Genomic DNA, 24,909 nt, shown 5'->3' with positions numbered 1-24,909 from the left:
CCGATGGCGGATGGACCACGCAATTCGCGACCGTTGCCGGTCGGCGCCTACCGAATTCGCAGCGCCGGGAGCGATCGGCGGGGCACTACAGCAGGTCAGCTGCCGCCCTCTTCGGCCGGTAGCGGCGGGGGCAGAGGCGTGGTCGGTGTCGTCGGAGTGGTCGGCGTCGCCGCCTCGCTCGGCGTCGCGGATCCGCCCGCGCGGTGGAAGTCCAGCATCGGCTCGTCCCGGATCACCCGCGTCCCCGCACTGACGACGAGAGCACTCGACGTGACCATGTATTCGATGCCGTCGTTGGTGGCGGTGAAGGCACCGTCGGAGGAGCGTGCGGCCGGCACGATCAATCTCGCGCCGTCGCGCACCCGCACCCCCCGGTACTCGTACTCACCGTCGACGCTCTGGCAGATCGCCACCCGGGAACTCGCGGTGCTCCCGAACACGACCACCGTGTCCGGTGCGCTGCACCGTGCCGTCGAGTTGACGTAACCCTGGCTGTCGTAGGCAGGCGCAGACGACGCCGGAGGTGCTGCGACGAGAAAAAGCGCCGCGCAGGAAGCTGTCGTGAGGACGACGCGGGCGGGGAACACGGGGTAGGAAGCCATCACGTTCCACGAGACCACGTGCCGGCTGATCACGCTGTCCGCGACCCCTGATGATCACTGCATTGTTCGTGCTTTGAGACCGGACCGTAATGACTCGGCACGTCGCGGCGATGAAATTGACGATGACTCCACGAAAAGCCGTGAAGCACCGCGGCGCCGCGGGCAGAGCACTGGTCCTCGCCGTCGTGCTGGCTGCTGCGCTCGTGTTGCCGGGTGCGCCAGCGGGACCTGCCCACGCAGCCCCGCCTCTGGTCGCCAAGGACTTCTCCAAGCCGGCAATCGTCATCCTGGGCTACGGGCTCAAACCGAACGGCACGATGCGCCTGATTTTGCACACCCGGATTCTCGCCGGGTTGGCGGTGGCCCAGATCTTCCCCCAGGCGCCCATCATCGTGACGGGCGGCAACCCGCGCAACGGAAACACCGAAGCGGGCCAGATGGGCAAGATGCTGCGTCTGTACGGCACTCCCGCGGAGCGGATCATCGTCGAGGACAGAGCCAACAGCACGGTGCAGAACGCCAGGTTCTCGGTGCCGCTGGCCAAGCAGGCGGGCACGTCGGGAATCATCCTGGTGACCTCGTCATCCCATCAGGACCGTGCCGACGGCAACTTCGCCGACGCCGGTGGCAACGTTCTCGCGACGGTGAGTTTCCCGGACCAGAACCCGTCGACCAACGTCACGCAGTTCGTCCGGGATGTGATCAGCCCGTTCGTGGCCATCAGCTAGTGGGTTACCGTCCCCTCTCGTGGACGCTGAACCGCAATTACGCCCGCGCCGCTGGGGGCTGGGCGCGTTCCTGCTCGTCGAAATGGTGTTCCTGGCGTCGTCGCTGTTGCTCGGCTTTCTGCTGGGAGGTCAAGGGAGCCTTGCGATCTCGCAGGCAGTGCTGATCGTCGCCGCGCCCACGCTCCTGGCGGCCGGCGCGGCGATCCTGATCACGACAGTTCGCGGGAACGGCCCGCGAATCGACTTGAAGCTGCGATGGTCGCGGCGCAGCGCGGGATTGGGCCTGCTGTTCGGCGTCGTCGGGTTGCTGTTCACCCTTCCCGCGGCACTGCTGTGGGTCTGGATCGTCGGAGAGGATGCCAACTCCGCGGCAGGCGCGGTGTTCGGCGGCACCCGCAGTACCTGGGCGTGGGCCGTGGTCGTCTTCGTCGTCATCGTTTTCGTCGCCCCGTTCTGTGAAGAGATCGTCTACCGGGGACTGCTCTGGGGTGCGGTGGATCGGCGCTGGGGACGCTGGGTCGCACTGGCGGTGACCACCGTGGTCTTCGCGATCGCCCACCTGGAGTGGACCAGGGCGCCGCTGTTGCTGGTGGTGGCCCTCCCGATCGGGTTGGCGCGACTCTATGCCGACAACCTGACGGCGAGCATCGTGGCCCACCAGGTCACCAATCTGCTGCCGGGGCTGGTCCTGATGTTCGGTCTCGCCGGCGCCATACCTCAGGCGTGACCGGCTTCAGCCCCACACGCCTGCGAGATAGTCGGTGCGACAGGCACGTCGGGCGAGTTTGCCGCTGGTGGTCCGCGGAATCGAGCCGGCCGGCACGATGCGCACATCGACGACCGGTACCCCGTGCTCGATCAGCACGGCTGACTTGATCGCCTCGATCGCCGACGTCGGATCCACCCGGGCGGTGTTGGCGGCGCGCTCGGCCACCACGACGAGGCTCTCACCGGTGTCTCCGGCCACGGTGAACGCCGCGGCATAACCACGCCGGATGATCGCCGATGCCTCGGCGACGGTGGCCTCGATGTGCTGTGGATAGTGGCTGCGCGCGTCCACCGTGATGATGTCGGCGATCCGGCCGGTGACAAACAGCTCCCCGTCCAGGCGAAACCCCAGATCCCCGGTCCGTAACCAGGTCCCGGGATCACCGCCGGGTGCATGGCCGGTCGTGCGTAGCTGCGCGTGGAAGGTGCGTCGGGTCTCCTCCGGCCGACCCCAGTAACCGCGGCCGACGTTGTCGCCTTGCAGCCAGATCTCGCCGACCCGGCCGTCCGGCAGCGGGCTGCGGGTCTCCGGGTCGACGATCACGCATCGCTGGGACCGGGCGACATGACCGCACGAGACCTGGGCCGTCGCCCGGGGGTGACCGTCGTCGACACGAACCGCCCAGCCGTCGGCGAGGCGCCGCCGGTCGAGGTGCACCACCCTCGCCTGTGCGTCAGGCTCGATGGTCGAGACGAACAGCGTGGCCTCGGCCAGTCCGTAGGAAGGCTTGAACGCGTTGGGAGACAAGCCGAACGGCGCGAAAGCGTCCTGGAAGGTTCTGATCGCCTCGATGCTGACCGGTTCGGAACCCACGATCAGCACCACGTTGCCCAGGTCGATTCCAGAGCCCTCGGCGGGAACTCCGCGGGCAGCGGCCCATTCGTAGGCGAAGTTCGGTGCGGCGGTCACCACCCGGCCGATTCGGGATCCCGCGGACAACGCCTCGATCCAGCGCAGTGGTCTGCGGATGAATGCCGTCGGGGACATCAGGGTGGAGTGACCACCGTAGACCGCGGGAAAACCGATCATCGACAGTCCCATGTCGTGGTAGAGCGGCAACCAACTGACACCGTGGGTGTTTCGGTCGAGCAGGTCGATCGACAGGATCATCTGCAACAGGTTCGTACCCACCGCGCGGTGAGTGATCTCGACGCCCACCGGGGGGCGGGTCGCGCCCCCGGTGTACTGGAGGTGGGAGACGTCGTCGACGCCGATGACCGTCGCAGCGAAATCACCGGCCGCGGAGTCGGGTATCTCGTCGATCACGATGACGTCCGGCCGCCGCAGTTCGCTGACCCTGTGATCGAAAAATGCCTCGACCTCGGCGCGCACGGCCGTCGTGGTCAGCACCGCCGTGGGACGTGCGTCCCGCAGCGCGGTGTCGAGCCTTTCGGCGTGGCCGGGCAGTTCGGGAGCGAACAACGGCACGGCGACGGCTCCGGCCCTGATCGCAGCGAAGAATCCGGCCACGTAGTCGAGACCTTGAGGCGCCAGAACGGCGACCCGGTCCCCCCGCGAGGCCACCTTCTGAACACGCGCGCCGATGGCTCGCATGCGCACACCCAGTTCGGACCACGTCATCTCCACCGCACGGCCACCACCGATGCCGGTGAAATCCAGGTACCGGTACGCGATCGCATCACCGACGTTGGCGATGTTGCGGTCGATCAGCGAGATCAGGGTGACACCGGGTGGCAGTACGATCTCGCCGTCGGCATCCAGACAGTCCTCGATCTGCAGCAGGCCTTCACCGCCGACGACGTCAGGACCTGCACCGCGGCTCATCCCTGCAGTCTAGGCGTGGGAGCCCGGTCGTCGGCCCGGCACCCACACCGCCTGCGCAGCAGACGATCTCGGTGACGGGAAGCGCAGATTCCGCGCAGAGAACGTAGTCGCGTCGCGCAGTGGGATCAGGCCGCGATCAGGCGATGATGCGCACCAGGTAGGGGGCCATGTCCTTGGTGCGGACCGGCGAGACGGCCACCCCGGCGTCGGTGGTCTCGACCATCTGCCCGTTGCCGATGAACAGCGCGACACTCTGCGTTCCCTCGGGTCCGAAGAAGATCAGGTCGCCCGGCAGTGCCGCGGCCGGCGCGACCTTCTGCCCGACCTTGTACTGCTCGCCCGACGAACGCGGGAGCTTCACCCCGGCACCGGCGTAGGCGTACACCATCAGACCTGACGCGTCGAAGCCGACGACCTCGACGCGGCGCGGCTCCGGTGCCGGCACGCCGGCGCCCGGCGCGACGCCGGGCAGATTCAGCCCGGGCACCAGGTCGGCCGCAGCCGCATTCGGCTGAACCGTCTCAGCCGCATTCGGCTGAGCCGTCTCATCGGTCTCCACTGCGACGGTGCCCTTGCTCGGTCCCGACGCGCCGCCGCCGCCGTAAGCGAACGGGACGCCGCGCTGGGACATGGCGCGGGCGATGACCAGTTCGACCGCCTTCTGGTTGGTCGCCGATCGCGTGATGTCAGCGGCCGCAAGGCCGGGCGTCGCCACCAGGACGGCGAGGCCGAGCAGGAGGGCTACAAACACACGGACGCGTCGCATTGCACTTCCATCGCTTTCCGGACACCAGCGCCCGCGGGCGCTGGACTCAATGATTCACAACAGTCACTATGACCACTTCTACACCACCCGTATGCGGGTTTTGACGTCGTCGCAGGACGGTGAACCAAGGAGATGCGGTTCCGGAACCGAACGGTGACCTATGGCGGCGCGCTGCCGTTTAAGGTGTGCGCTGGCTCACGCCTTGAGTGCGGCGAGGGCCGCGTCGTAATCGGGCTCCTGGCCGATCTCGGGCACCAATTCGGTGTAGGACACCTTGCCGTCGGCACCGACGACGACCACAGCGCGACCCAACAGACCCGCCATCGGTCCGTCGGCGATGGTGATGCCGTAGTCGTCGCCGAAGCTGTCCCGGAACGCCGACGCCGTTGTCACGTTCTCGATGTCCTCGGCACCGCAGAACCGCTTCTGGGCGAACGGGAGGTCCTTGGACACACACAGCACCGACACCCCGCTCGCCGCGGCGCGCTCGTTGAACGTGCGCATGCTCGCCGCGCACACGGGTGTGTCCACTGACGGGAAGATGTTCAGCAGCAGGGGCTTGCCGCGGAACTGCTCGGCACTCACCTCACCAAGATCGGTGCCCGTCAGGGTGAAGCCGGGCGCCGGCGATCCGACAGCGGGTAGTTCTCCGACGGTGTTGATCGCGTTTCCGCGCAGTGTTATCTGAGCCATGGCCACAGTCTGCCAAGCGCGACCCGCGCCGTCGCGCGGGGGTCGCGCTGCTCAGGTCCGATGTGGTGCGGGATTGCCGTACGCGCGGGCGATGTCCGGGGAATCCAGCCAACCCGAGTAGGTCGGCTGCTGCGGCCACCCCTCGGGAGAATCCTGCCAGCTCTCCTGCCGGCCCCACGGCAGGACGTCGATCAGCGCAAACGTGTGGCTGAGCTGCTCGGTGCCCCGCCCGTTGGTATGCCACGTGCGGTACACCGTGTCGCCGTCCCGCAGGAACACGTTCACCGCGAAGCCGGTACCGGGTGCGGCATCGACGTCGGCGGCGAACGGGCTCTCCGACGACGAGTACCACTCCATCTGATTGCCGACCTTGTCGCGGTAGGCCAGCGCCTCCTCGATCGGTCCCGCGGTGACGATGACAAAGCGTGCGTCGTAGCTGTCCAGGAATTCCAGGCGGGTGAACTGCGAGGTGTAGCCCGTGCAGCCGCCGCACTGCCACTCGGCGCCATCGGTCCACATGTGGTTGTAAACGATGAGCTGCGAGCGACCCTTGAAGACGTCGGCGAGCCGGACGGGGCCCTCGCTGCCGATGAGCGTGTAGTCGGGCATCTCGACCATCGGAAGCCGGCGCCGTGCTGCGGCGATCGCGTCCAACTCGCGGGTCGCGGCCTTCTCGCGCTCCCGCAGCTTGTCGAGTTCCTCACGCCAACTGTGGGCGTCCACCACGGGCGGCAGGGCGGTCGTCTCGGTCATCTGGGCACCTCCGGCAGGTTGTGGTCCGTGTGTTCACCGGTACAGACCGACGGTAGGGCGATAACTCATCGCTGAAAGGATGATCGGCATGACTCAGAGGAATTCAGCCCCGCGTATCGGCCCGGCCGATCCCGGATCCTGGTCCACCCGGCTGTGGACGGAGATCGAGCCGACGTTCGAGTCGATCACCGCGCATCCGTTTGTCACCGGGCTCACCGACGGCAGCCTGCCGGCCGACGCCTTCGCCCAGTACGTCGCGCAGGACGTGCACTATCTGCGGGCGTACGCGCGCGCCCTGTCCGTGGTCGGGGCGAAAGCGCCCACACTGACCGAAACCGCAATGTTCGCCCGCCATGCCGCCGAGGTCTTCGACGTCGAACTCGCGCTGCACGGCGAACTCCTACCGGCGCTGGGGCTGAGCATCGAGGCGGTCGACGCCGCCCCGGTCACGCCGACCACCCAGGCCTACACCAGCTATCTGCTGGCCACCGCCTACGGCGGCACCTTCGCCGAGGGGCTGGCGGCGGTGCTCCCCTGCTACTGGATCTACGCCGAGGTCGGCGTCCGGCTGTTGGACAAGGGCTCCACCGATGCTCGGTACCAACTCTGGATCGACAGCTACGCCGGAGAGGACTTCGTCGCCACCGTCACCGAGGTGCTGGGTGTGACCGACCGGACCGGCCAGGAGCTGACGCCGGCCGACGAAGCAGTTGCGCGCGCGCATTTCGTGACCACGTCGCGATACGAGTGGATGTTCTTCGACGCCGCCCATCGACGCGAAGCCTGGCCAGTCTGAACGACGCTCGCAGGCGCACCGGGCTCCCGGTGGCTATGCTGGCGGCTTTCCCCTCGAGCGAGGAGGTCGACAGCCATCATGCCCGCCGACGCGACCGCACCGCCTCCCTCGAAGGCTGCGGCGGGCCACATCAGGCTGACCTCCCACAGCGCCGGCACCGCCGCTCCGGCCATCCGGTGGGGTGCGACGACCGCGGTGCTGCGCGGCCCTGTCGTCGGGACGACCGGCAACCGTTCGCATCGCAACGTGATCGGAACCCATAGCGGCGCATACGGCGTCTACCGGGCGCTGGCCGTCGCGGCGGGCTCGTTGTCGCGCGACCACCGCGCCGACCTGACCAACACGTCGCCGACCGACGTCTTCGGTCCGCATTCGCAATGGGCGGACCCGTCGGCGATCGTCAGCCTCGACCCCTGGGGAGCCATGGTCGCCGAGGCCTTCGCCGACGAACTCGCCGGCGGCATCGACATTCGTCCGACGATCGCGGTCACCAAGGCGCAGGTGATCCTGCCCGAGATCAGCGACGCGATCCTGCGAGGGCGGCTGCGCCCCGACGAGACGGTGCTGCTCTCGACCGGTGCCGCACAGGTGACCAAGGCCGCCATCGAGCCGGTGTGGCATCTGCCCGGAGTGGCTCGGCGCTTCGGTTGCAGCGAAACCGACTTGCGCCGAGCGCTTTTCGAGGAGACCGGCGGAATGTACCCCGAGCTGGTGACCCGTTCGGATCTCGAGGTGTTCCTTCCGCCCATCGGTGGCCAGACCGTCTACATCTTCGGCGACCCGCGCGGCCTCGCCGATCCGGCGGTCGAGCTCACCGCACGCGTGCACGACGAGTGCAACGGCTCGGATGTGTTCGGCTCGGACATCTGCACCTGTCGGCCCTACCTGACCCACGCCATCGAAGAGTGCATCCAGGGCGCGCAGAACGGCGGAGTCGGACTGGTCGCGTACTCGCGCAAGGAGGGCCGCGCGCTCGGTGAGGTGACGAAGTTCCTGGTCTACAACGCCCGCAAGCGCCAGATCGGCGGCGACACCGCAGACCAGTACTTCGCCCGGACCGAATGCGTGGCCGGTGTGCAGGACATGCGATTCCAGGAACTCATGCCCGACGTGCTGCACTGGCTCGGCATCCGCAAGATCCACCGGTTGGTCTCCATGAGCAACATGAAGTACGACGCGATCACCGGCTCCGGCATCGAGGTCGGCGAGCGGGTGTCCATCCCCGATGCGCTGATCCCCGCCGACGCCCAGGTGGAGATGGACGCCAAGACCGCGGCCGGGTACTACACCCCCGGCGTGGCGCCCGACGCGGAGGAACTCAGGAAGGCCAAGGGCAGGGGGCTGGAGCCGTGACCGGTGCCGTCGACGCCGAGCAGCGCGCCGCACACCCCGCCGATGCCGCCGCCATCCTGCGAAGCACCGACGAGGTCCGGACACGCTCCCGTCAGCTCCTGCAGCGGGCCCGCTCGGGAGAATCGCGCTGGTTCACCGTCTGCGACGACGGATTGGGCGGCGCCGCCGATGCCGTCGCCGCTGTCACGCGCACCCGCTACCCCGACCTGCAGATCCCCTACCACAGCAGGTGGCGTCACTTCGAGGTCGGCGGAGTGGACCGCCGTGCCGAACTCGACGCCCGGCTCGCGCCGTGCAGCCCGCAGGAGAGGGTGCGCGCGATGATCGATCTCGCGGTGGTCAGCGTGCTCCTCGACGCCGGGGCCGGGCCGAGATGGAGCTTCGTCGAGGATCGCGACGGCGTCGATGCGCGGTTCACCCGATCTGAGGGGCTGGCCGTCGCCAGCTGGCACGGGTTTGTCGCCGGCGCTTTCTCCGGCGATCCGGACCGGCCGCTGCAAGTCGACGCCGTGGCCCTGCGCACGCTGACCGAGGAGCGCCTCGCCGGGGTGCTGCAGGCGACGCCGGACAACCCACTCGTCGGGCTCGCCGGGCGCGTGCAGGTGTTGCGTCGCCTCGGTGACGTGCTGGCCGCCCGGCCCGCCGTGTTCGGCGTCCCGGGCAGGCCCGGTGGGCTGTTCGACGCGCTGCACGGCGCCGAAGGATCCGTCGACACCCAGCAGATCCTGGCGCTGCTACTGACCCACTTCTCTGCGATCTGGCCGTCCGGCAACGTCATCGGCGACCATCCGCTCGGCGACTGCTGGCGGCACGGGGCGGTCCCCGGCCCCGGCCTGACCGCGGGCTGGCTGCCACTGCACAAGCTGTCTCAGTGGCTGACCTACTCGCTGATCGAACCGTTCGTCTGGGCCGGGATCGCGGTGACCGGTGTCGAGACCCTGACCGGACTGCCCGAGTACCGCAACGGGGGCCTCCTACTGGATGCCGGGGTTCTGGAACTGCGGGACCGCGGCCATGCCACGCGCACCTGGAACCCGGCGGACGAACTCGTGGTCGAATGGCGCGCGCTGACCGTCGCGCTGCTCGATGAGTTGGCGCCGCTGGTGCGTGCCCGGCTGGGACTGGATGCCGATCGGATGCCGCTGGCCTGTGTACTCGAAGGTGGCACCTGGGCCGCCGGACGCGCGTCCGCGCAGCGCCTGCGCGATGGTCTTCCGCCGCTGGCCATCGCCAGTGACGGCACGGTTTTCTAGAACGGGCAGGAGAGGACATGGCCCTCGGGGCAGGCGGGGTGCACCTGATCGAGCATCCCCTGATCCAGCACAAGATCACCTTGTTGCGCCGCAAAGACGTATCCACCAACACCTTTCGCCGGTTGGTGCAGGAGGTCTCGGTGCTGATGGCCTACGAGGTGCTGCGGGAGATCACGACGCAGGAGGTCGAGGTCGAGACCCCGCTGGAGCGGACGACGGGGCGGGTCATCGACGGCAAGAAGTTGGTGTTCGTGTCGATCCTGCGGGCCGGCACCGGCATCCTCGACGGCATGCTCGAGGTGGTCCCGTCGGCGCGGGTCGGCCATATCGGCCTCTACCGGGACCCGAAAACCCTTGTCGCGGTGGAGTACTACTTCAAGATGCCCGGTGAGCTGCGGGAGCGCGACGTGATCGTGGTCGATCCGATGCTGGCGACCGGCCACTCTGCGGTGGCGGCGGTGGACCGGCTGGCCGAACACGGTCCCAAGTCCATCAAGTTCGTCTGCCTTCTGACCTGCCCCGAGGGCATCGCCGCGATGGCCGATGCCCATCCCGGAGTGCCGATCTACACCGCTGCGATCGACCGGCAACTCGACGAGCACGGCTACATCCTGCCCGGGCTCGGAGACGCGGGCGACCGCATCTTCGGCACCAAATGACGCCGCCCGGCGCGGTGACTCCCACCGATGGTCCGCATGCGAATCGTTCCCACCCGCCCATCTCGGGCCGTACTGTGAGTTATGGCCATCATCGAAGCTGACCTCCAGCCCCAGACGCCGTTCGAGCAGGATGTCGCCGAAACACAGAGCTACATCGACAGTCCCCGCTTCGAAGGCATCACCCGCCTCTACACGGCCCGGCAGGTCGCCGAGCAGCGGGGCACGATCCCCGCCGACTACGCGATCGCCCGGGAAGCGGCCACGGAGTTCTACCCGCACCTGCGGGATCTGTTCTCGCGCGGCAAGAGCATCACTACGTTCGGGCCCTACTCTCCCGGCCAGGCCGTGGTGATGAAGCGGATGGGCATCGAGGGCATCTACCTCGGCGGCTGGGCCACCTCGGCCAAGGGGTCGATCAGTGAGGATCCGGGACCCGACCTCGCCAGTTACCCGCTGAGCCAGGTGCCCGAGGAGGCCGCGGGCCTGGTGCGTGCGCTGCTGACCGCCGACCGCAACCAGCAGTACCTGCGGCTACGGATGACCGCAGAACAACGCGCGGCGACGCCCGCCTACGACTATCGGCCGTTCATCATCGCCGACGCCGACACCGGCCACGGCGGTGATCCGCACGTGCGCAACCTGATCCGGCGCTTCGTCGAGGCGGGTGTGCCGGGGTACCACATCGAGGACCAGCGTCCCGGCACCAAGAAATGCGGCCACCAGGGCGGCAAGGTTCTGGTGCCCTCCGACGAGCAGATCAAGCGCCTCAACACCGCGCGGTTCCAGTTGGACGTCATGCGGGTGCCGGGCATCATCGTCGCGCGCACCGACGCCGAGGCGGCGAACCTGATCGACAGCCGCGCTGACGAGCGCGACCAGCCCTTCCTCCTCGGCGCCACCAATGTCAGGATCCCCGCCTACCGGTCGTGCTTCCTGGCCATGATGCGGCGCTTCTACGACAAGGGGATGACCGAACTCAACGGCCACCTGCTCTACGCGCTGCCCGCCAGCGAGTACGCCGTCGCCGAAGCGTGGTTGGAGCGCCAGGGGCTGCTGCTGCAGATCGACGAGGCCGCCGCTGCCTGGCAGGACAGCGCGGATTCGTCCACGTCGACCGTCGACGCGGTGTTCGACAAGGTGGAGTCGAGCTTCGTCGATGCCTGGGAGGAGGACGCCGGGCTGAACACCTACGGCGGCGCGGTCGCCGACCTCCTCGAGTTCCGTGACCGCGAGGGCGAACCGTCGGACATGAGCGTCGCGGAATGGCGCGAGTTCGCCCAGCATGCACCGCTGGCCTCGGCCAGAGAGAAGGCCAGGGAACTGGGCGCCGATGTGGCGTGGGACTGCGAACGGGTCAAGACGCCCGAGGGCTACTACCAAGTGCGCGGCGGCATCCCGTACGCCATCGCCAAGTCGCTGGCCGCCGCCCCGTTCGCCGACATCCTGTGGATGGAGACCAAGACCGCCGACCTGGCCGACGCCAAGCAGTTCGCCGACGCGGTACACGCGGTCTACCCCGATCAGATGCTCGCCTACAACCTTTCGCCGTCATTCAACTGGGACACCACCGGCATGACCGACGAAGAGATGCGGGCCTTCCCCGAGGAACTGGGCAAGATGGGGTTCGTCTTCAACTTCATCACCTACGGCGGTCATCAGGTCGACGGTGTCGCCTCCGAGGAGTTCGCCACCTCGCTTCGCCAGGAGGGCATGCTCGCCCTGGCGCGGCTGCAGCGCAAGATGCGACTCGTCGAATCGCCCTATCGCACACCACAAACCCTGGTGGGCGGGCCACGCAGCGATGCCGCGCTGGCCGCGTCCTCCGGGCGGACCGCGACGACGAAGTCCATGGGCAAGGGCTCCACACAGCATCAGCACCTGGTACAGACCGAAGTGCCCAAGAAGCTGCTGGAGGAGTGGCTGGCGCTGTGGAGCGAGCACAACAAGCTCCCCGAGAAGCTGAGCGTGCAGCTGCGGCCACGGCGCGCCGGCTCGGATGTGCTGGACCTGGGTATTTTCAGTGACGGCTTCGGAGAGGGTTCAGAGCCGCTCGCCAACGTGGTGGTCGATCCGATCAAGGATCGGCACGGACGCAGCATCCTCACGGTGCGCGACCAGAACACCTTCGCCGAGCAACTCCGGCAGAAGCGGCTGATGGATGTCATCCATCTCTGGCTGATCCATCGGTTCAAAGCCGAGATCGTCTACTACGTGACGCCGACCGAGGACAACATCTACCAGACCGAGAAGATGAAGTCCCACGGCATCTTCAGCGACGTCTACCAGGAGGTGGGCGAGATCATCGTCGCCGATGTGAACAAGGACCGGATCGAGGAACTGCTCGCTCCCGACCGGGAAGCTCTGCGCAGGCTGATCAGCAAGCAGGACTGACCACCCTTTCGCCGGAACGGTATTCCGGGAGCGAAACCATGGGTGGACGCGACCTGGAATACCGTTCCGGCGGAGTCAGGAAGCTGCGGCGGCGCGGCGCAGTAGATCGCGCCACCGGCCGATCGTGGCCGGGTCGGTGACCGCGTAGCGCGCCAGCCGGACGGGGTCCGGCGCCGCGGGCATGGGAGCCGCGGGCAAGCAGCCGTCGACGGGCATCAGCGAGCGGGCCTCGGCGACGACGTCGCCGTCCGCCGGCGACACCGCGGCAGGCCCACAGGCGAACGGCAGGTCGGGCAGCGCCGCGGCGAGGGCCACGTCACCAGCCAACCCGATGCTCGTCAGCGCGGAGAGGTTCACGACGCAGGGCAATCCGAGCGCGTCCGCGCGGCGCATCGCGCGGCGCACCCCGCCGAGCGGCCCGCAGCGCAGTACCGCGACGTCGGCGGCATCGACTCGGCCCGCTTCACTCAACAGCAGCGCGTCCACGGCGATCGGGACGTCGACGCCGCGCCTGACGGCAGCGGCGAATTCGACACTGCCGCCGGACAATTCCACCATCTCGAGTCCGGACGCGACCGTGTCGAGGTGGACGATCGTCGCGATCGCCTCGTCGACATCGGTCGTCTCGACCACACAACGCACCGACGCGCCGGGCCCCTGCGCATCACGCGCCGCAGCCACCCGGGCTGAGTCCTGGCCGCGTGAGTCGCGACGCGCGCCGACCACCACCCGGGCGCAACCGCAGCCTCCCGCACCGGCCAGTCGGTGCGCGGTGGCCGGATCGACCTCGGGGATCGCGGCGGCGACCGGCACGCGCCCCCGTACCGCGTCGGGCCATCCGACCGTGCTGGGTTCCATCGCCGCGGTCAGCCAGCGGGCTGCCAGAGCATCGTCGCTGTCGGCGGGCGGGCTGAACTCGCCCCACCCCTGCGGCCCCTCGACCAGGACGCCTTCGCGCACGCCTCCGGCAGCCGGAATGGCGAACACGGGAGCGTCGTCGAAATCGATGAGTGTTCTCACTGATCGGCAACGCTATCCGGTGCCGGGGTCGGCCGGTGGGGCGCGGTCCCGTTCGCCGGGATGCGCCGCCGCGACGACGCCCCGGTTAGCCTGTACGCCGTGGCCGACGCCCCGTTCCTGTTGCTGTCGATCCGCGGCGAAGACGAGGCCGCCGACGACGAGTACCGGGCCATGAAGCGGTTCGCCGGCGTCGACGAGCGCGGCATGCATCGAATCCGGCTGACCCACCGCCCGCTGGGCGAGGTCGACCTGTCGCGATGGTCGGGCATCATCCTCGGCGGCGGGCCGTTCAACGTCAGCGACGAACCGGGCGCGAAGTCGCCGACCCAGAAGCGCGTCGAGGCGGAGTTGGCCGAGCTGCTCACTGCGCTCATCGACCGGGATTTCCCGTTCCTCGGTTGTTGTTACGGCGTGGGGACAGTGGGCACAGCCATCGGCGCCGTCGTGGACCGATCCCATAGCGAGCCGGTGGGACCCGTCACGGTCGAAATCACCGCGGAAGGTCGCGACGACCCGCTGTTCGCGGGACTGCCGGACGTCTTCGACGCCTTCGGCGGCCACAAGGAGGCGGCCTCATCGCTGCCGGCGCACGCTGCCCGCCTGGCCACGTCCGCCGCCTGCCCCGTCCAGGCGTTCCGCGTCGGCCGCAACGTCTACGCCACCCAGTTCCATCCGGAACTCGACGTCGACGGAATATGCACCAGGATAGACGTGTACAAGAATCACGGGTATTTCGCTCCGGAGACCGCCGACTCCCTCAAAGACGCTGCGCGGCAACGGGTCGTCGAGCATCCCATGGCGATCCTGCGGGGGTTCGCGCAGCGGTACACCCGGTCCGGCTAGCGCCGGTCCATTCAGCGGCGCCGGGCGTCCCGGGCCGCGGGTCAGGAGTCGGGAAGCTCGAACTGGGCCCGGGCCACCTGGTCGATGAACGGCGCCAGTCGTGAGCGCAGCCGGTTGTGCTCGGTGTCCTCGTCGTAACCCTGGTAGGCGGCGGTGTCCTCGAAGTCCGCCACGATCACGAAATCCCAGTTGCCCTCGCGCAGACCGGCGTCGCTTCCCACCGTGTACCGCCGGGTTCCCGGGCAGTCCAGGTTGCGCAGACCCTGCTGAATCTGCTCAACCTCGGCGACGTCGTAGCCCGTTTTCAGCTTGGCGAGAACCACGTTTCGGATCATCCGGGCACCCTAACAGCGCCCGATGGCGGATGACCTGACGACAAATACTTGACTCAATCCAAAAAAGAACGTAGAACGTAGGCATGCCCTCCGACCATGCGGATCAGCTCCGCCTGGCGGATTTGCGGGTGACGCGACCGAGGTTGGCCGTCCTCGAAGCCGTCAGAGCTCACGCCCACGCCGACACCGACACGATCTTCGGTGCCGTGCGAAACGTCCTTCCCGAGGTGTCCAGGCAAGCCGTCTACGACGTGCTCGCGGCGCTGACCACCGTCGGCCTGGTGCGCAAGATCCAGCCGTCCGGCTCGCTCGCGCGCTACGAATCACGGGTCGGCGACAACCACCACCACCTGGTGTGCCGCTCCTGCGGCACCATCACCGACGTCGATTGCGCTGTGGGCCAGGCTCCTTGCCTGACCCCATCCGATCCGGCAGGCAGCTTGGACGGGTTCGTCGTCGATCAAGCCGAGGTCGTCTACTGGGGCCTGTGCCCCGATTGCTCGCCGCAGCAGACTCCCCGATCACACCCGTGATCAGCCCGTTTCACCACCACCACGGAAGGAAATATTTTGCCTGAGGATCGCCCCATCGAAGACAGCCCCCCGATCGGCGAGGCGCAGACCGACCAGACCGAAGGTGGGTGTCCCGCCGGGTTCGGCCGAGTCACCGCACCGGTGGAAGGCGGGAGCAACCGCGACTGGTGGCCCAATCAGCTCAACCTGAAGATCCTGCAGAAGAACCCGGACGTGATCAACCCGCTCGACGACGGCTTCGACTACGGCGCAGCGGTGCAGAGGCTCGATGTCGCCGCGGTGCGCGCGGATCTGGTCGAGGTGATGCACACCTCGCAGGATTGGTGGCCGGCCGACTTCGGGCACTACGGCCCCCTGTTCATCCGGATGGCCTGGCACGCCGCCGGCACCTACCGGGTCAAGGACGGCCGTGGCGGGGGCGGCGCCGGCATGCAGCGTTTCGCCCCGCTGAACAGCTGGCCGGACAACGCGAGCCTGGACAAGGCGCGGCGGCTGCTGTGGCCGGTCAAGAAGAAGTACGGCAAGAATCTGTCGTGGGCTGACCTGATCGTCTACGCCGGCAACGTCGCACTGGAGGACATGGGCTTCCGCACGGCCGGCTTCGCGTTCGGCCGCGAGGATCGCTGGGAGCCCGAGGAGGATGTGTACTGGGGCCCCGAGCTCGAGTGGCTCGACGACAAGCGCTACACCGGCAAGCGCGATCTGGAAAACCCGCTGGCCGCGGTGCAGATGGGCCTGATCTACGTCAATCCCGAAGGCCCCAACGGCAATCCGGATCCGCTGGCCTCGGCGCTCGACATCCGCGAGACGTTCGGCCGGATGGCGATGAACGACGTCGAGACCGCCGCGCTGATCGTCGGCGGCCACACGTTCGGCAAGACGCACGGCAACGGTGACGCCGAGCTCGTCGGCCCGGAGCCGGAGGCGGCGCCGCTGGAGGAGATGGGTCTGGGCTGGCGTAACCCGCAGGGCACCGGAGTCGGCAAGGATGCCATCACCAGCGGCCTCGAGGTGATCTGGACCCATACCCCGACCAAGTGGGACAACAGCTTCCTGGAGATCCTCTACGGCAACGAGTGGGAGCTGTTCAAGAGCCCCGCCGGAGCCAACCAGTGGCGGCCGAAGGATGGTGGCTGGGCCAACTCGGTGCCCGCGGCCTTCGGCACCGACAAGACGCATCCGTCGATGTTGACATCGGACCTGGCGCTGCGGATGGACCCGATCTACGAGCGCATCACCCGGCGGTGGCTCGATCACCCCGACGAGCTCGCCGAGGAGTTCGCCAAGGCGTGGTTCAAACTGCTGCACCGCGACATGGGTCCGGCCGTCCGCTACCTCGGCCCCGAGGTACCGCGGGACACCTGGGTCTGGCAGGACCCGGTGCCGGCGGGCACAGCCCTGTCCGACGATGAGGTGGCCACCCTCAAGGCTGCCGTCGCCGATTCGGGTCTGACTGTGTCGCAGTTGGTTTCCACCGCGTGGAAGGCCGCATCGTCGTTCCGCGTCAGCGACAAGCGTGGCGGTGCCAACGGCGGCCGGATCCGGTTGCAGCCGCAGCTGGGCTGGGAGGTCAACGAGCCGGACGAACTGGCACAGGCGATACGCACGCTCGAGGGGATTCAGCAGGCCTTCAACTCTGAAGCCACGGCGGTCTCGTTCGCCGATCTGGTGGTTCTCGGCGGTGTGGTCGGAGTCGAGAAGGCGGCCAGAGAAGCCGGGTTCGACGTAGCGGTGCCCTTCACCTCCGGACGTGGCGACGCCACCCAGGAGCAGACCGACGCGGAGTCGTTCTCCTACCTGGAGCCCGAAGCCGACGGCTTCCGCAACTACCTGGGCAAGGGCGGCCAGCTTCCGGCAGAGTTCCGGTTGGTCGATCGGGCGAACCTGCTGGGCTTGTCGGCTCCCGAGATGACGGTGCTGGTCGGTGGTCTGCGGGTGCTGGGCACCAACTTCGGTGGCACCAAACACGGTGTGCTCACCGACAAGCCGGGTGCGTTGACCAACGACTTCTTCGTCAACCTGCTCGACATGGGCACGGAGTGGAAGCCCTCACCCGCCGACGACGGAACCTACGTGGGTAGCGATCGGGCGACCGGTGCCCAGAAGTGGACCGGCACCCGGGTGGATCTGCTCTTCGGTTCGAACTCGCAACTGCGGGCGGTTGCCGAGGTGTACGCCGAGGATGACGCCAAGGAGAAGTTCGTCAGGGACTTCGTCGCCGCGTGGTCGAAGGTGCTCGACGCCGACCGTTACGACGCCGGAAAGGGTCTCGAGTAACAGCGTGGAAGGACAGGGGCGCCCGGTTGACCGGGCGCCCCTTCCTTTGCGTTGAGTCTGCGTGCAGGGCGGGAAAGTCCGACCCCCGCCCGGAACGCAGAGTCAACGTCCGCGGCGCCAGGCCGGGTTGAGCGCGGCGCCGATCAGGGGCGCGAGCTTCTCGGCCATGTAGGTGTGCCCGGCGTCGGTCGGGTGCACGCCGTCGGCGCCGATCAAACCGGGTTGGTCGACGAACCAGCGGGCGGCGATCGGGTCGACGAAGGTCGCCCCGGCCAGTTCGGACTGATAACCGAGCACATCGCGGATGCGCGTGATCGCCGGCGGCGGATCGGCTGTCGGCCAGGGCGGCCCGATCACCAGGAACTTCGCCGAATGCGCGATCTGACGCGCCATCTTCAACGTGCCGTACATCGCGATCGACAACCGGGTGGGATCGACGTCGATGTCGTTGCGGGACCCGAAGAACACGACCAGCGCGTCGGTCGGCTTGACCGCCCTGACCGTCAGATCCTCGTACACGCTGCCGCGGTTGCCGCGAGTGCAGTATCCGGCCCCGCCTTCGGCGGCCACCGTCGGCGTCACCGCGATGCCGTGCTGGGTCAGGGCCCGCCACACCTGCGGGGGCCACCCCTTGGCGCCGATGCCGCCGTCGTCGTCCCCGGTCGTATAGGAGTCGCCGATCACCGAGATGCGGTTGACGGCGAAATCGGTGAGCCGGACATCGTGATGCCGTAACACAGGAGCGTGTGCGGTGAAGGCGCCGAAGGACACGGCGGCGGCGAGCACCAAAGTCAACAGTCGACTCACCGGAACAGCGTAGGGTCGCCCGCGTCACCGGCGGTGGTGACGCGCCGCAGGCGCCCGACCAGGTTATCCGGCGCGCGCCGCGACCGACTGCAGCCGGTTGTGCGGTGGGTCGGCGGCCGAGCGCTCCTCGGGGGCCTTGGTATCGACCATGCGCCGCATCCAACGCCGCGCGGGCTCCTCGACAAGGTGATACAGCAACGCCGCGCCGATGCCTGCCACAGCGATCAGTCCGAGCACCACGAGCTTGGCCGACCAGCTCGGCGTCAACGTGATGTCGAACTGCATCACCGCCCAGTTCCACGAGGTGTGCACGAGCTCGTGGACCATGTACAGGCTGAACGAGATGTGGCCCAGGTACACGATGATCGGGGTGGACAACAGCGCGGGCAGGGTTCCCACGCCGATCGCCATCGTGACGACCAGCGGAACGAACAGCACATCAACGAGGCCACTGGCGTCGTGGATCGACGCGGGCGGGTGGGCGTCGAGCAGATACAGCCCGCCGATGATGGCGCCCCCGAGTACCAGTGACGCCACACCGGAGGCCTGCCGGGTCCGGTGGGACAACTGGAGCTTGCGCACCGCCGCGCAGGCCAGGGCACCCGCGGTGAACTGCATGACGATCCGCGGCAGCCAGCTCCACGGCGTGTAGAACACGCCGCTGGCCAGCAAGAGCAGCACCGGTGGCAGCGATGCGGCGACCGCGAGCCACAGCAGTCCCCGCGCCCGGGTCGCTGATGCGATCCGGAAGACAACCAGCACCAGCGCCCCGAACAGCAAGTAGGCCAACCATTCTGCGCTGATCGACCACGCCGGACCGTCCCAGCTCGAGCCGTCGAAGTAGGGCTGGAACCAGAGTTGGACCAGCAGGACCTGCCGGATCCAGCTGATCGCGTTGAGTTGCTCGACCACCGGGGGCTCGGCGGGCACGTGGCCGACGTTGAGCGTGAAGATGATCCATGCCGCGGCGAGGTGCATCGTCACCAGGTACACCGGCCACACGCGTGCCAGCCGTAGCCAGAGGAAACGCAGGGTCGCCCGGGTGGACCAGGCCTGCCCCATCCGGTCGAGGTAGTTCCAGGTCAGGACAAACCCGCTGAGGATGAAGAACAGGTCCACCCCCTGCGCGCCGGCGTTGAGCATCGGGGCCAGCGCGCTGCTCACCGACGGCGACGCCTGGGCCAGCAGCGGCCGGAAGTGGAAGAGGACGACCCAGAGGGCGGCGATGATGCGAAGGCCGGACAAAGCCTTGATCTCACCGGTGCGCACACGACTCTTTTCGTCAGGATTCTGCGGTGTCGTCGATGCTCGTCGGTCGTGAAAACGGCGCAGGGCCGCCTCCCCCCGATCCCGAACGGCAACCGGTCGGAGGTTACCAGCGGCCCCCAGCCCCGGTGGTCCGCAACGCCGCGTCGAGGTGTTGCCGACGGGACCCGCGGCCCAGGGTATTCTCGGGAAATAGTCAATCGAGGGTGGTGCGCGCCGCGAATGCGCGCCAAGGGGGATTCGGGAGCGCATGCGCGTGCCTGATGACGGCGAGGAACTGTCGCTGCTTCTGGTGGAGGACGATCGGGCGGACGCCATCCTGGTCGAAGAGCTGATCGCTGATGCGAGCTTCGACACCCGGGTGGTCTGGGCAGAGTCGATGGCCAAGGCCGAGCACGAGATCGCCCGCGCCCGGCCCGACTGCATCCTGCTGGACCTGCATCTGCACGACGCCGACGGGATCGACGGCCTGACCCGCATCGCCAAGCAGGACGCGACCATCCCCGTCGTGGTGTTGACCGGCCTCAACGACGAACACGTAGGGATCTCGGCGGTGGCCACGGGCGCCCAGGACTACCTGGTGAAAGGCCGGGTCGACCCCGAGGTGTTGCGCCGCGCCGTGCGCTATGCCATCGAGCGGAAGCGCGCTGAGCTGACCGCCGTCGACCTGCATGCCAGTCAGCTGCGTGCCAGGGAGAACGCCCGGCTGGAGCGCGGCCTGCTCCCCTCCCCTCTGCTGCTGGACAGCCCCGGTGTCGAGATTGTCACCCAGTATCGGCCGAGCCGGGAGAACGCCCTGCTCGGAGGTGATTTCTACGACTTCGTGCAGACTCCGGACCGCACCGTCCACGTGATGATCGGCGATGTGGCGGGTCACGGAGCGGACGAGGCTGCGCTCGGGGTGGCGTTGCGGATTGCTTGGCGCGCATTGACTTTCGCCGGTTTGCGGGGTGCGGATCGGATGCGTCAGCTGGAGCGGATCCTGCGTGCCGAACGCGCAGGCAAGGGGATCTTCGCGACGGTCCTCAGCCTGGCTATCCCGCCGGAGGGCACGCTGCTGACCGCAGTGCGTGCCGGTCACCCCGGGATGCTGTTGCACGGTGGAGGCACAGTGGAGTGGGTCGAGCCCGCAGGCGGTCCGGCGCTGGGTCTGCACGCCGGCGACTGGGCGCCCCAACAGGTGGATCTGCCCGAGGGCAAGGGACTGGTCCTGCTCACCGACGGACTGTTCGAAGGGCACGTCGGGCGGGGCAACCAACGGCTCGGTGAGGCGGGGTTGCTCGAACTGGCCCGCTCACTGGCCACCCTGCCCGGCCGCGCTTTTGTCGACGCGCTGATCGATGCGGTCGAGGAGCAGGCGCAATCCAGCGGTGGGATCGCCGACGACATCGCGGTGGTGCGGGTGGAGCGGGTGAGGCGATGAGCTCACGGCGCCGGTTGCGGGCAACGCAACTGACTGTTCAGGGCTGGCAGTACCTCGTGCTGTCGGTGATGGGTGTGGTGGTGCTGGCCGGTGGAATCACCGTGGCGCTGCTGTTGAGTCGAACCGATCAGGTGTCCGGTCAGCTCATCGAGAACATCCAGCCCGCGCGAGTGGCGGCCTACCAACTGCAGGGCGCGCTGCGCGATCAGGAGACGGCGGTGCGCGGGTATCTCATCACCGCCGATCCGCAGTTCCTGACTCCGTACGACGACGGCCGGCTGGTCGAGCAGCAGGCGGCGGCCGATATCCGGATCCTCGAGCAGGACCGTCCGGACCTGCTCGAGGATCTCGATGCCATCGAGCAGGCCTCCGGGTCCTGGCGCGCGTCGTATGCCGAGCCACTGATAGCTGCCGTCCGGTCGGGTGACGTCACCGTCATCGCCGAGGAGTCCCGTGCGCTCGGCAAAGCTGAATTCGACCGTCTGCGCACACTTTTCGATGTTCAGAACGATGGTCTGGAGAAGGCCCGCAGCGACGGTATCGCGGAGCTCGAACAGATCCGCTCCTGGCGCAACGGCGTGCTGGTGGCGATGCTGGGCGCCTTCGTGGCGACGATGTTGTTGTTGGCTGTGCTGCTGCGCCAGGCAGTGTTGCGACCGCTGAACGCGCTGGCGATGTCGTGCCGTCGTATCGCACGCGGGAACTTCGGTGAACCGATTCATCCGATGGGCCCCAAGGACATCCGGGGCATCGCCCTCGATGTGGACGAGATGCGCGAGCAGATCGTCGAGGAACTCGAGGCGTCGCAGGCGGCGACCGAGGCGCTCGATGTCCAAGCCGACGAGCTCCGGCGGTCCAACGCCGAACTCGAGCAGTTCGCTTATGTCGCATCCCACGATCTGCAGGAGCCGCTGCGTAAGGTCACGTCGTTCTGCCAGCTGCTCGAGAAGCGCTACGGTGACCAACTCGACGAGCGCGGGATCGAGTACATCGGTTTTGCGGTCGACGGGGCCAAGCGGATGCAGGTGCTGATCAACGACCTGCTCACCTTCTCGCGGGTCGGCCGGCTCAACGCCACCGAGACCGACGTCGACCTGGACGCCACGCTGGACGCCGCGCTGTCGAATCTGGCCACGTCCGTCGAGGAGACGGGCGCGGTGATCGAGCGTCCTCCGGACGGCCTGCCGACGATCAAGGGCGACCCCACGCTCTTGGCGATGCTGTGGCAGAACCTCGTCGGCAACGCCATGAAGTTCCGCCGCGAAGACGAGGTCCCGCGCATCGTCATCGAATACCGCGAGGACACTGAGGGAGAAGGTCAGAACTGGTTGTTCTCGTTGGCGGACAACGGGATCGGCATTCCACCGGAGTTCGTTGACAAGGTCTTCGTCATCTTCCAACGGTTGCACGGACGCGACGCCTACAGCGGCACGGGCATCGGGCTGGCGCTGTGCAAGAAGATCGTGGAGCACCACGGTGGCACCATCTGGATCGACACTTCCTACACCGAAGGCACCCGCTTCCGCTTCACCCTCCCAGTCGCAACCGCTGACACCGAGACCCCAGTACTGGAAGGATTCCCCACATGACACCGGCTGAGCGCGCCATCGACGTCCTGCTGATCGAGGACGACCCGGGAGACGAACTGATCACGCGGGAAGCCTTCGAGCACAACAAGATCAAGAACAACCTGCATGTCGCTCACGATGGCGAGGAGGGGCTGGACTTCCTCTACCGGCGCGGCGCCTACGAGGGCGCCCCCCGCCCGGACCTCGTTCTGCTCGATCTGAACCTGCCGAAGTACGACGGGCGGCAGCTGCTGGAGCAGATCAAGTCCGATCCGGATCTCAGCCACATCCCGGTGGTGGTGCTGACCACGTCGTCGGCAGAAGAGGACATTCTGCGCAGCTACAAGTTGCACGCCAACGCCTACGTGACCAAGCCGGTCGACCTCGACCAGTTCATGAACGCGGTACGCCAGATCGATGAGTTCTTCGTGCAGGTGGTTCGGCTGCCTCAGTTCTGACATGGAACTGCCACGCCCCGATTCCACAGTCCCCCATCTGGCCGATGTGGTGCCCTCGGTACTGGCCGCGATGGGGGTCGCCGAGTTCGAGCCGCGCATCCCGCTGGCCGCCGACGTCGGCGGAGCCTGCGTACTGCTCATCGACGGGCTGGGCGCGGAGCTTCTGGACGCCTGTTCGGCCGACGCCCCGGTGCTCGCCGGCCTGCGCGGGCCGACACTGCAGGTCGGCTTCCCCTCCACCACGGCGGCAGGTCTGGCCTCGGTGGGGACAGCATGCCGGTCCGGCGAGCACGGAATGGTCGGGATGACCTTCCGGATGCCCGACATCGGGGTCATCAATGCGTTGCGGTGGCGTCCGCACCCCTGGGGTGAGGATCTGCGTGATCGGCTGGTCCCCGAAGCGGTGCAACCCCGCTCGACGGTGTTCGAGCGGGCCGCCGCCACCGGCGTGCGCGTCAGCGTGGTCTCAGGTGCCCAGTTCACCGGATCGGGTCTGACCCGCGCGGTGTTGCGGGGTGGTCGCTACATCGGCGTGCACGCCCTCGGGGATCTGGCGGCCACCGTGCGGACGGCGATCGCTGACGGCGGATTCTGCTACGGCTATCACGCCGACCTCGACTTGGTGGGCCACCTCCACGGACCCGGTTCACCGGCATGGCGCATGCAACTGCGGCAGGTCGACACGCTGGTCGAGTCCATCATCGAGAACCTGCCGAGTGGCGGCTTGCTCGCCGTGGTCGCCGATCACGGGATGGTGTCGCTCGACGAGACCGAGGTGGTCGACCTCGACGCCACCGAATCGCTTCGCGACGGCGTGGAGGAGGTCGGCGGAGAGGTGCGTGCCCGTCATCTCTACACCCGCGCCGGGGCGGTCGAGGACGTGCTGGCGTTGTGGCGCGAAGTTCTCGCCGATCGAGCCTGGGTCGTGAGCCGAGACCAGGCCATCGCCGCCGGGTGGTTCGGTGACCGGATCGCCGACGACGTCCGGCCGCGGATCGGGGATGTGGTCGCTGCCGCCAAGGGTTCGTCGGGGATGCTGCGTCGCACCGCTGAGCCGGTCGAATCTTCGCTGGTAGGACAGCACGGGTCGCTCACCGCGGCCGAGCAGATGATCCCGCTGCTCTTGGCCCGTGGCTGATCGGGCCTGATCCGCTGTGGTGGACCGCCGCGCCCCACACCCCTGAACGGCGCGCGCGGACGCTGGCAGCGGCCATTTCCACTGTCCGCTGAAGTTCGAAACTAGTTGCAGCTCAAGCATTTTGACTGTCTATCGGCGATGGGCGCCGCAGCCGGTCAATGAAGTCCTAGCGCAACGGTTTTCGTGAGTCACTCGTCACAGCTGAGTCAATTGTGAATGCCGTCACAGATTTTGGTCGTTTTAGAGACCCGCTGTTAATGTCCCGTCGCATGTTTGCTCTCGCAACACTCTTGACGCTTGTCAACCAAGTGTCGGGCACGCCGTACGTCACCGGTGGTGACAGCCCAGCGGGGACGGACTGCTCCGGCTTGGTGTCGTGGGTGACCAACGCCGCGACCGGCAGACCCGTCTACGGAGACCGATTCCACACCGGCAACATCGAAAGCGCACTGCTCGCCCGCGGCTTCCAACACGGGTCACAACCGGGCGCGCTGGTGGTCGGCTGGAACAGCGGGCACACCGCCGTGACGCTGCCCGACGGCACTGCGGTGTCCTCCGGTGAAGGCGGCGGGGTGAAGGTCGGTGGCGGCGGCGCCTATCAGGACCAGTTCACGAACCACATGTTCCTGCCCATGCCGGCCAACGAGCCACCCGCCGCCGACCCGCTGCTCGCACCGCCGATGGAGCCCCCGC

General features: G+C 67.8%; 24 protein-coding genes. 15 read left to right on the top strand and 9 right to left on the bottom strand.

Going from position 1 to position 24,909, the window contains the following annotated elements; genetic code table 11:
- Window positions 1–95 precede the first annotated feature (95 nt).
- The gene (locus BEMPMBAN_RS12915) at window positions 96–602 is read right to left on the bottom strand and encodes a hypothetical protein (RefSeq protein WP_159230784.1); all 507 of its coding nucleotides are present in this window, start codon (window positions 600–602) and stop codon (window positions 96–98) included.
- Window positions 603–724: 122 nt separating this feature from the next.
- Here BEMPMBAN_RS12915 and BEMPMBAN_RS12910 point away from each other — a divergent pair, with 122 nt between their 5' ends.
- Window positions 725–1,330: a YdcF family protein gene (locus BEMPMBAN_RS12910; RefSeq protein WP_159230859.1), complete on the top strand. Its 606-nt coding sequence runs from the start codon at window positions 725–727 to the stop codon at window positions 1,328–1,330.
- 82 nt (window positions 1,331–1,412) lie between these two features.
- Window positions 1,413–2,057, top strand: a complete 645-nt coding sequence (locus tag BEMPMBAN_RS12905) for a CPBP family intramembrane glutamic endopeptidase (RefSeq protein WP_159230858.1) — start codon at window positions 1,413–1,415, stop codon at window positions 2,055–2,057.
- Window positions 2,058–2,063: 6 nt separating this feature from the next.
- Here BEMPMBAN_RS12905 and BEMPMBAN_RS12900 read toward each other — a convergent pair whose 3' ends face one another.
- The 4 genes from BEMPMBAN_RS12900 to BEMPMBAN_RS12885 form a co-directional block, all read right to left on the bottom strand.
- A complete protein-coding gene (locus BEMPMBAN_RS12900; protein ID WP_159230783.1) occupies window positions 2,064–3,884 on the bottom strand; it encodes a fatty acyl-AMP ligase in 1,821 nt (606 codons plus the stop codon).
- A gap of 136 nt (window positions 3,885–4,020) precedes the next feature.
- Window positions 4,021–4,650: an NlpC/P60 family peptidoglycan-binding protein RipD gene (ripD, locus tag BEMPMBAN_RS12895; RefSeq protein WP_159230782.1), complete on the bottom strand. Its 630-nt coding sequence runs from the start codon at window positions 4,648–4,650 to the stop codon at window positions 4,021–4,023.
- Between the two features lie 195 nt (window positions 4,651–4,845).
- Window positions 4,846–5,343 carry a thiol peroxidase gene (gene tpx, locus BEMPMBAN_RS12890; protein ID WP_159230781.1) on the bottom strand — a complete coding sequence of 166 codons (498 nt, stop codon included), beginning with the start codon at window positions 5,341–5,343 and terminating at the stop codon, window positions 4,846–4,848.
- Between the two features lie 51 nt (window positions 5,344–5,394).
- Complete coding sequence (locus BEMPMBAN_RS12885) at window positions 5,395–6,096, bottom strand: DUF899 domain-containing protein (RefSeq protein ID WP_159230780.1); 702 nt, start codon at window positions 6,094–6,096, stop codon at window positions 5,395–5,397.
- 88 nt (window positions 6,097–6,184) lie between these two features.
- Between BEMPMBAN_RS12885 and tenA the strand changes: the two genes are divergently transcribed.
- From tenA to aceA, 5 genes are all read left to right on the top strand, one after another.
- Window positions 6,185–6,892, top strand: a complete 708-nt coding sequence (tenA, locus tag BEMPMBAN_RS12880) for a thiaminase II (protein WP_200845963.1) — start codon at window positions 6,185–6,187, stop codon at window positions 6,890–6,892.
- Between the two features lie 78 nt (window positions 6,893–6,970).
- Window positions 6,971–8,245, top strand: coding sequence for a GTP cyclohydrolase II (locus BEMPMBAN_RS12875; protein ID WP_159230778.1), 1,275 nt, complete (start codon window positions 6,971–6,973; stop codon window positions 8,243–8,245).
- Window positions 8,242–9,498 (top strand): URC4/urg3 family protein, encoded by a 1,257-nt coding sequence (locus BEMPMBAN_RS12870; protein ID WP_159230777.1) that lies wholly within the window; start codon window positions 8,242–8,244, stop codon window positions 9,496–9,498. Before BEMPMBAN_RS12875 ends, BEMPMBAN_RS12870 begins: the two co-directional genes overlap by 4 nt.
- A gap of 17 nt (window positions 9,499–9,515) precedes the next feature.
- Window positions 9,516–10,157, top strand: a complete 642-nt coding sequence (gene upp / locus BEMPMBAN_RS12865; protein WP_159230776.1) for a uracil phosphoribosyltransferase — start codon at window positions 9,516–9,518, stop codon at window positions 10,155–10,157.
- A gap of 81 nt (window positions 10,158–10,238) precedes the next feature.
- Window positions 10,239–12,548 carry an isocitrate lyase ICL2 gene (gene aceA / locus BEMPMBAN_RS12860; RefSeq protein WP_159230775.1) on the top strand — a complete coding sequence of 770 codons (2,310 nt, stop codon included), beginning with the start codon at window positions 10,239–10,241 and terminating at the stop codon, window positions 12,546–12,548.
- A 75-nt stretch (window positions 12,549–12,623) separates the two neighbouring features.
- Here aceA and BEMPMBAN_RS12855 read toward each other — a convergent pair whose 3' ends face one another.
- Window positions 12,624–13,568 carry an enolase C-terminal domain-like protein gene (locus BEMPMBAN_RS12855; protein ID WP_159230774.1) on the bottom strand — a complete coding sequence of 315 codons (945 nt, stop codon included), beginning with the start codon at window positions 13,566–13,568 and terminating at the stop codon, window positions 12,624–12,626.
- Window positions 13,569–13,667: 99 nt separating this feature from the next.
- On the opposite strand from BEMPMBAN_RS12855, the gene BEMPMBAN_RS12850 reads away from it, so the two are divergent.
- Window positions 13,668–14,411: a glutamine amidotransferase gene (locus tag BEMPMBAN_RS12850; RefSeq protein WP_159230773.1), complete on the top strand. Its 744-nt coding sequence runs from the start codon at window positions 13,668–13,670 to the stop codon at window positions 14,409–14,411.
- A gap of 41 nt (window positions 14,412–14,452) precedes the next feature.
- Here BEMPMBAN_RS12850 and BEMPMBAN_RS12845 read toward each other — a convergent pair whose 3' ends face one another.
- Window positions 14,453–14,746 (bottom strand): Dabb family protein, encoded by a 294-nt coding sequence (locus BEMPMBAN_RS12845; protein WP_159230772.1) that lies wholly within the window; start codon window positions 14,744–14,746, stop codon window positions 14,453–14,455.
- Between the two features lie 83 nt (window positions 14,747–14,829).
- Between BEMPMBAN_RS12845 and BEMPMBAN_RS12840 the strand changes: the two genes are divergently transcribed.
- Window positions 14,830–15,279: a Fur family transcriptional regulator gene (locus tag BEMPMBAN_RS12840; protein WP_159230771.1), complete on the top strand. Its 450-nt coding sequence runs from the start codon at window positions 14,830–14,832 to the stop codon at window positions 15,277–15,279.
- A gap of 36 nt (window positions 15,280–15,315) precedes the next feature.
- Entirely contained in the window at window positions 15,316–17,556 is a 2,241-nt protein-coding gene (gene katG / locus BEMPMBAN_RS12835; RefSeq protein WP_159230770.1) for a catalase/peroxidase HPI, read from the top strand.
- 102 nt (window positions 17,557–17,658) lie between these two features.
- Here the strand turns inward: katG and BEMPMBAN_RS12830 are convergent, their stop codons facing one another.
- Complete coding sequence (locus tag BEMPMBAN_RS12830) at window positions 17,659–18,363, bottom strand: Rv0518 family GDSL lipase (RefSeq protein ID WP_159230769.1); 705 nt, start codon at window positions 18,361–18,363, stop codon at window positions 17,659–17,661.
- Between the two features lie 63 nt (window positions 18,364–18,426).
- On the bottom strand, window positions 18,427–19,632 hold the full coding sequence (locus BEMPMBAN_RS12825) for an acyltransferase family protein (RefSeq protein ID WP_159230768.1): 1,206 nt from the start codon (window positions 19,630–19,632) through the stop codon (window positions 18,427–18,429).
- Between the two features lie 247 nt (window positions 19,633–19,879).
- Between BEMPMBAN_RS12825 and BEMPMBAN_RS12820 the strand changes: the two genes are divergently transcribed.
- The 5 genes from BEMPMBAN_RS12820 to BEMPMBAN_RS12800 all read left to right on the top strand — a co-directional run.
- Entirely contained in the window at window positions 19,880–21,052 is a 1,173-nt protein-coding gene (locus BEMPMBAN_RS12820; protein WP_159230767.1) for a PP2C family protein-serine/threonine phosphatase, read from the top strand.
- Window positions 21,049–22,641 carry a sensor histidine kinase gene (locus BEMPMBAN_RS12815; protein WP_159230766.1) on the top strand — a complete coding sequence of 531 codons (1,593 nt, stop codon included), beginning with the start codon at window positions 21,049–21,051 and terminating at the stop codon, window positions 22,639–22,641. Before BEMPMBAN_RS12820 ends, BEMPMBAN_RS12815 begins: the two co-directional genes overlap by 4 nt.
- Window positions 22,638–23,078: a response regulator gene (locus BEMPMBAN_RS12810; protein WP_159230765.1), complete on the top strand. Its 441-nt coding sequence runs from the start codon at window positions 22,638–22,640 to the stop codon at window positions 23,076–23,078. The genes BEMPMBAN_RS12815 and BEMPMBAN_RS12810 overlap by 4 nt, the downstream gene beginning before the upstream one ends.
- A 1-nt stretch (window position 23,079) precedes the next feature.
- A complete protein-coding gene (locus tag BEMPMBAN_RS12805) occupies window positions 23,080–24,216 on the top strand; it encodes an alkaline phosphatase family protein (RefSeq protein ID WP_159230764.1) in 1,137 nt (378 codons plus the stop codon).
- A gap of 269 nt (window positions 24,217–24,485) precedes the next feature.
- A partial coding sequence (locus tag BEMPMBAN_RS12800; RefSeq protein ID WP_159230763.1) for an NlpC/P60 family protein occupies window positions 24,486–24,909 on the top strand: 424 nt, incomplete at its 3' end.

The organism is Mycolicibacterium austroafricanum (genome assembly GCF_902705885.1).
Lineage (GTDB): Bacteria > Actinomycetota > Actinomycetes > Mycobacteriales > Mycobacteriaceae > Mycobacterium > Mycobacterium vanbaalenii_A.
This window is presented reverse-complemented; position numbering and strand designations above follow the sequence as displayed.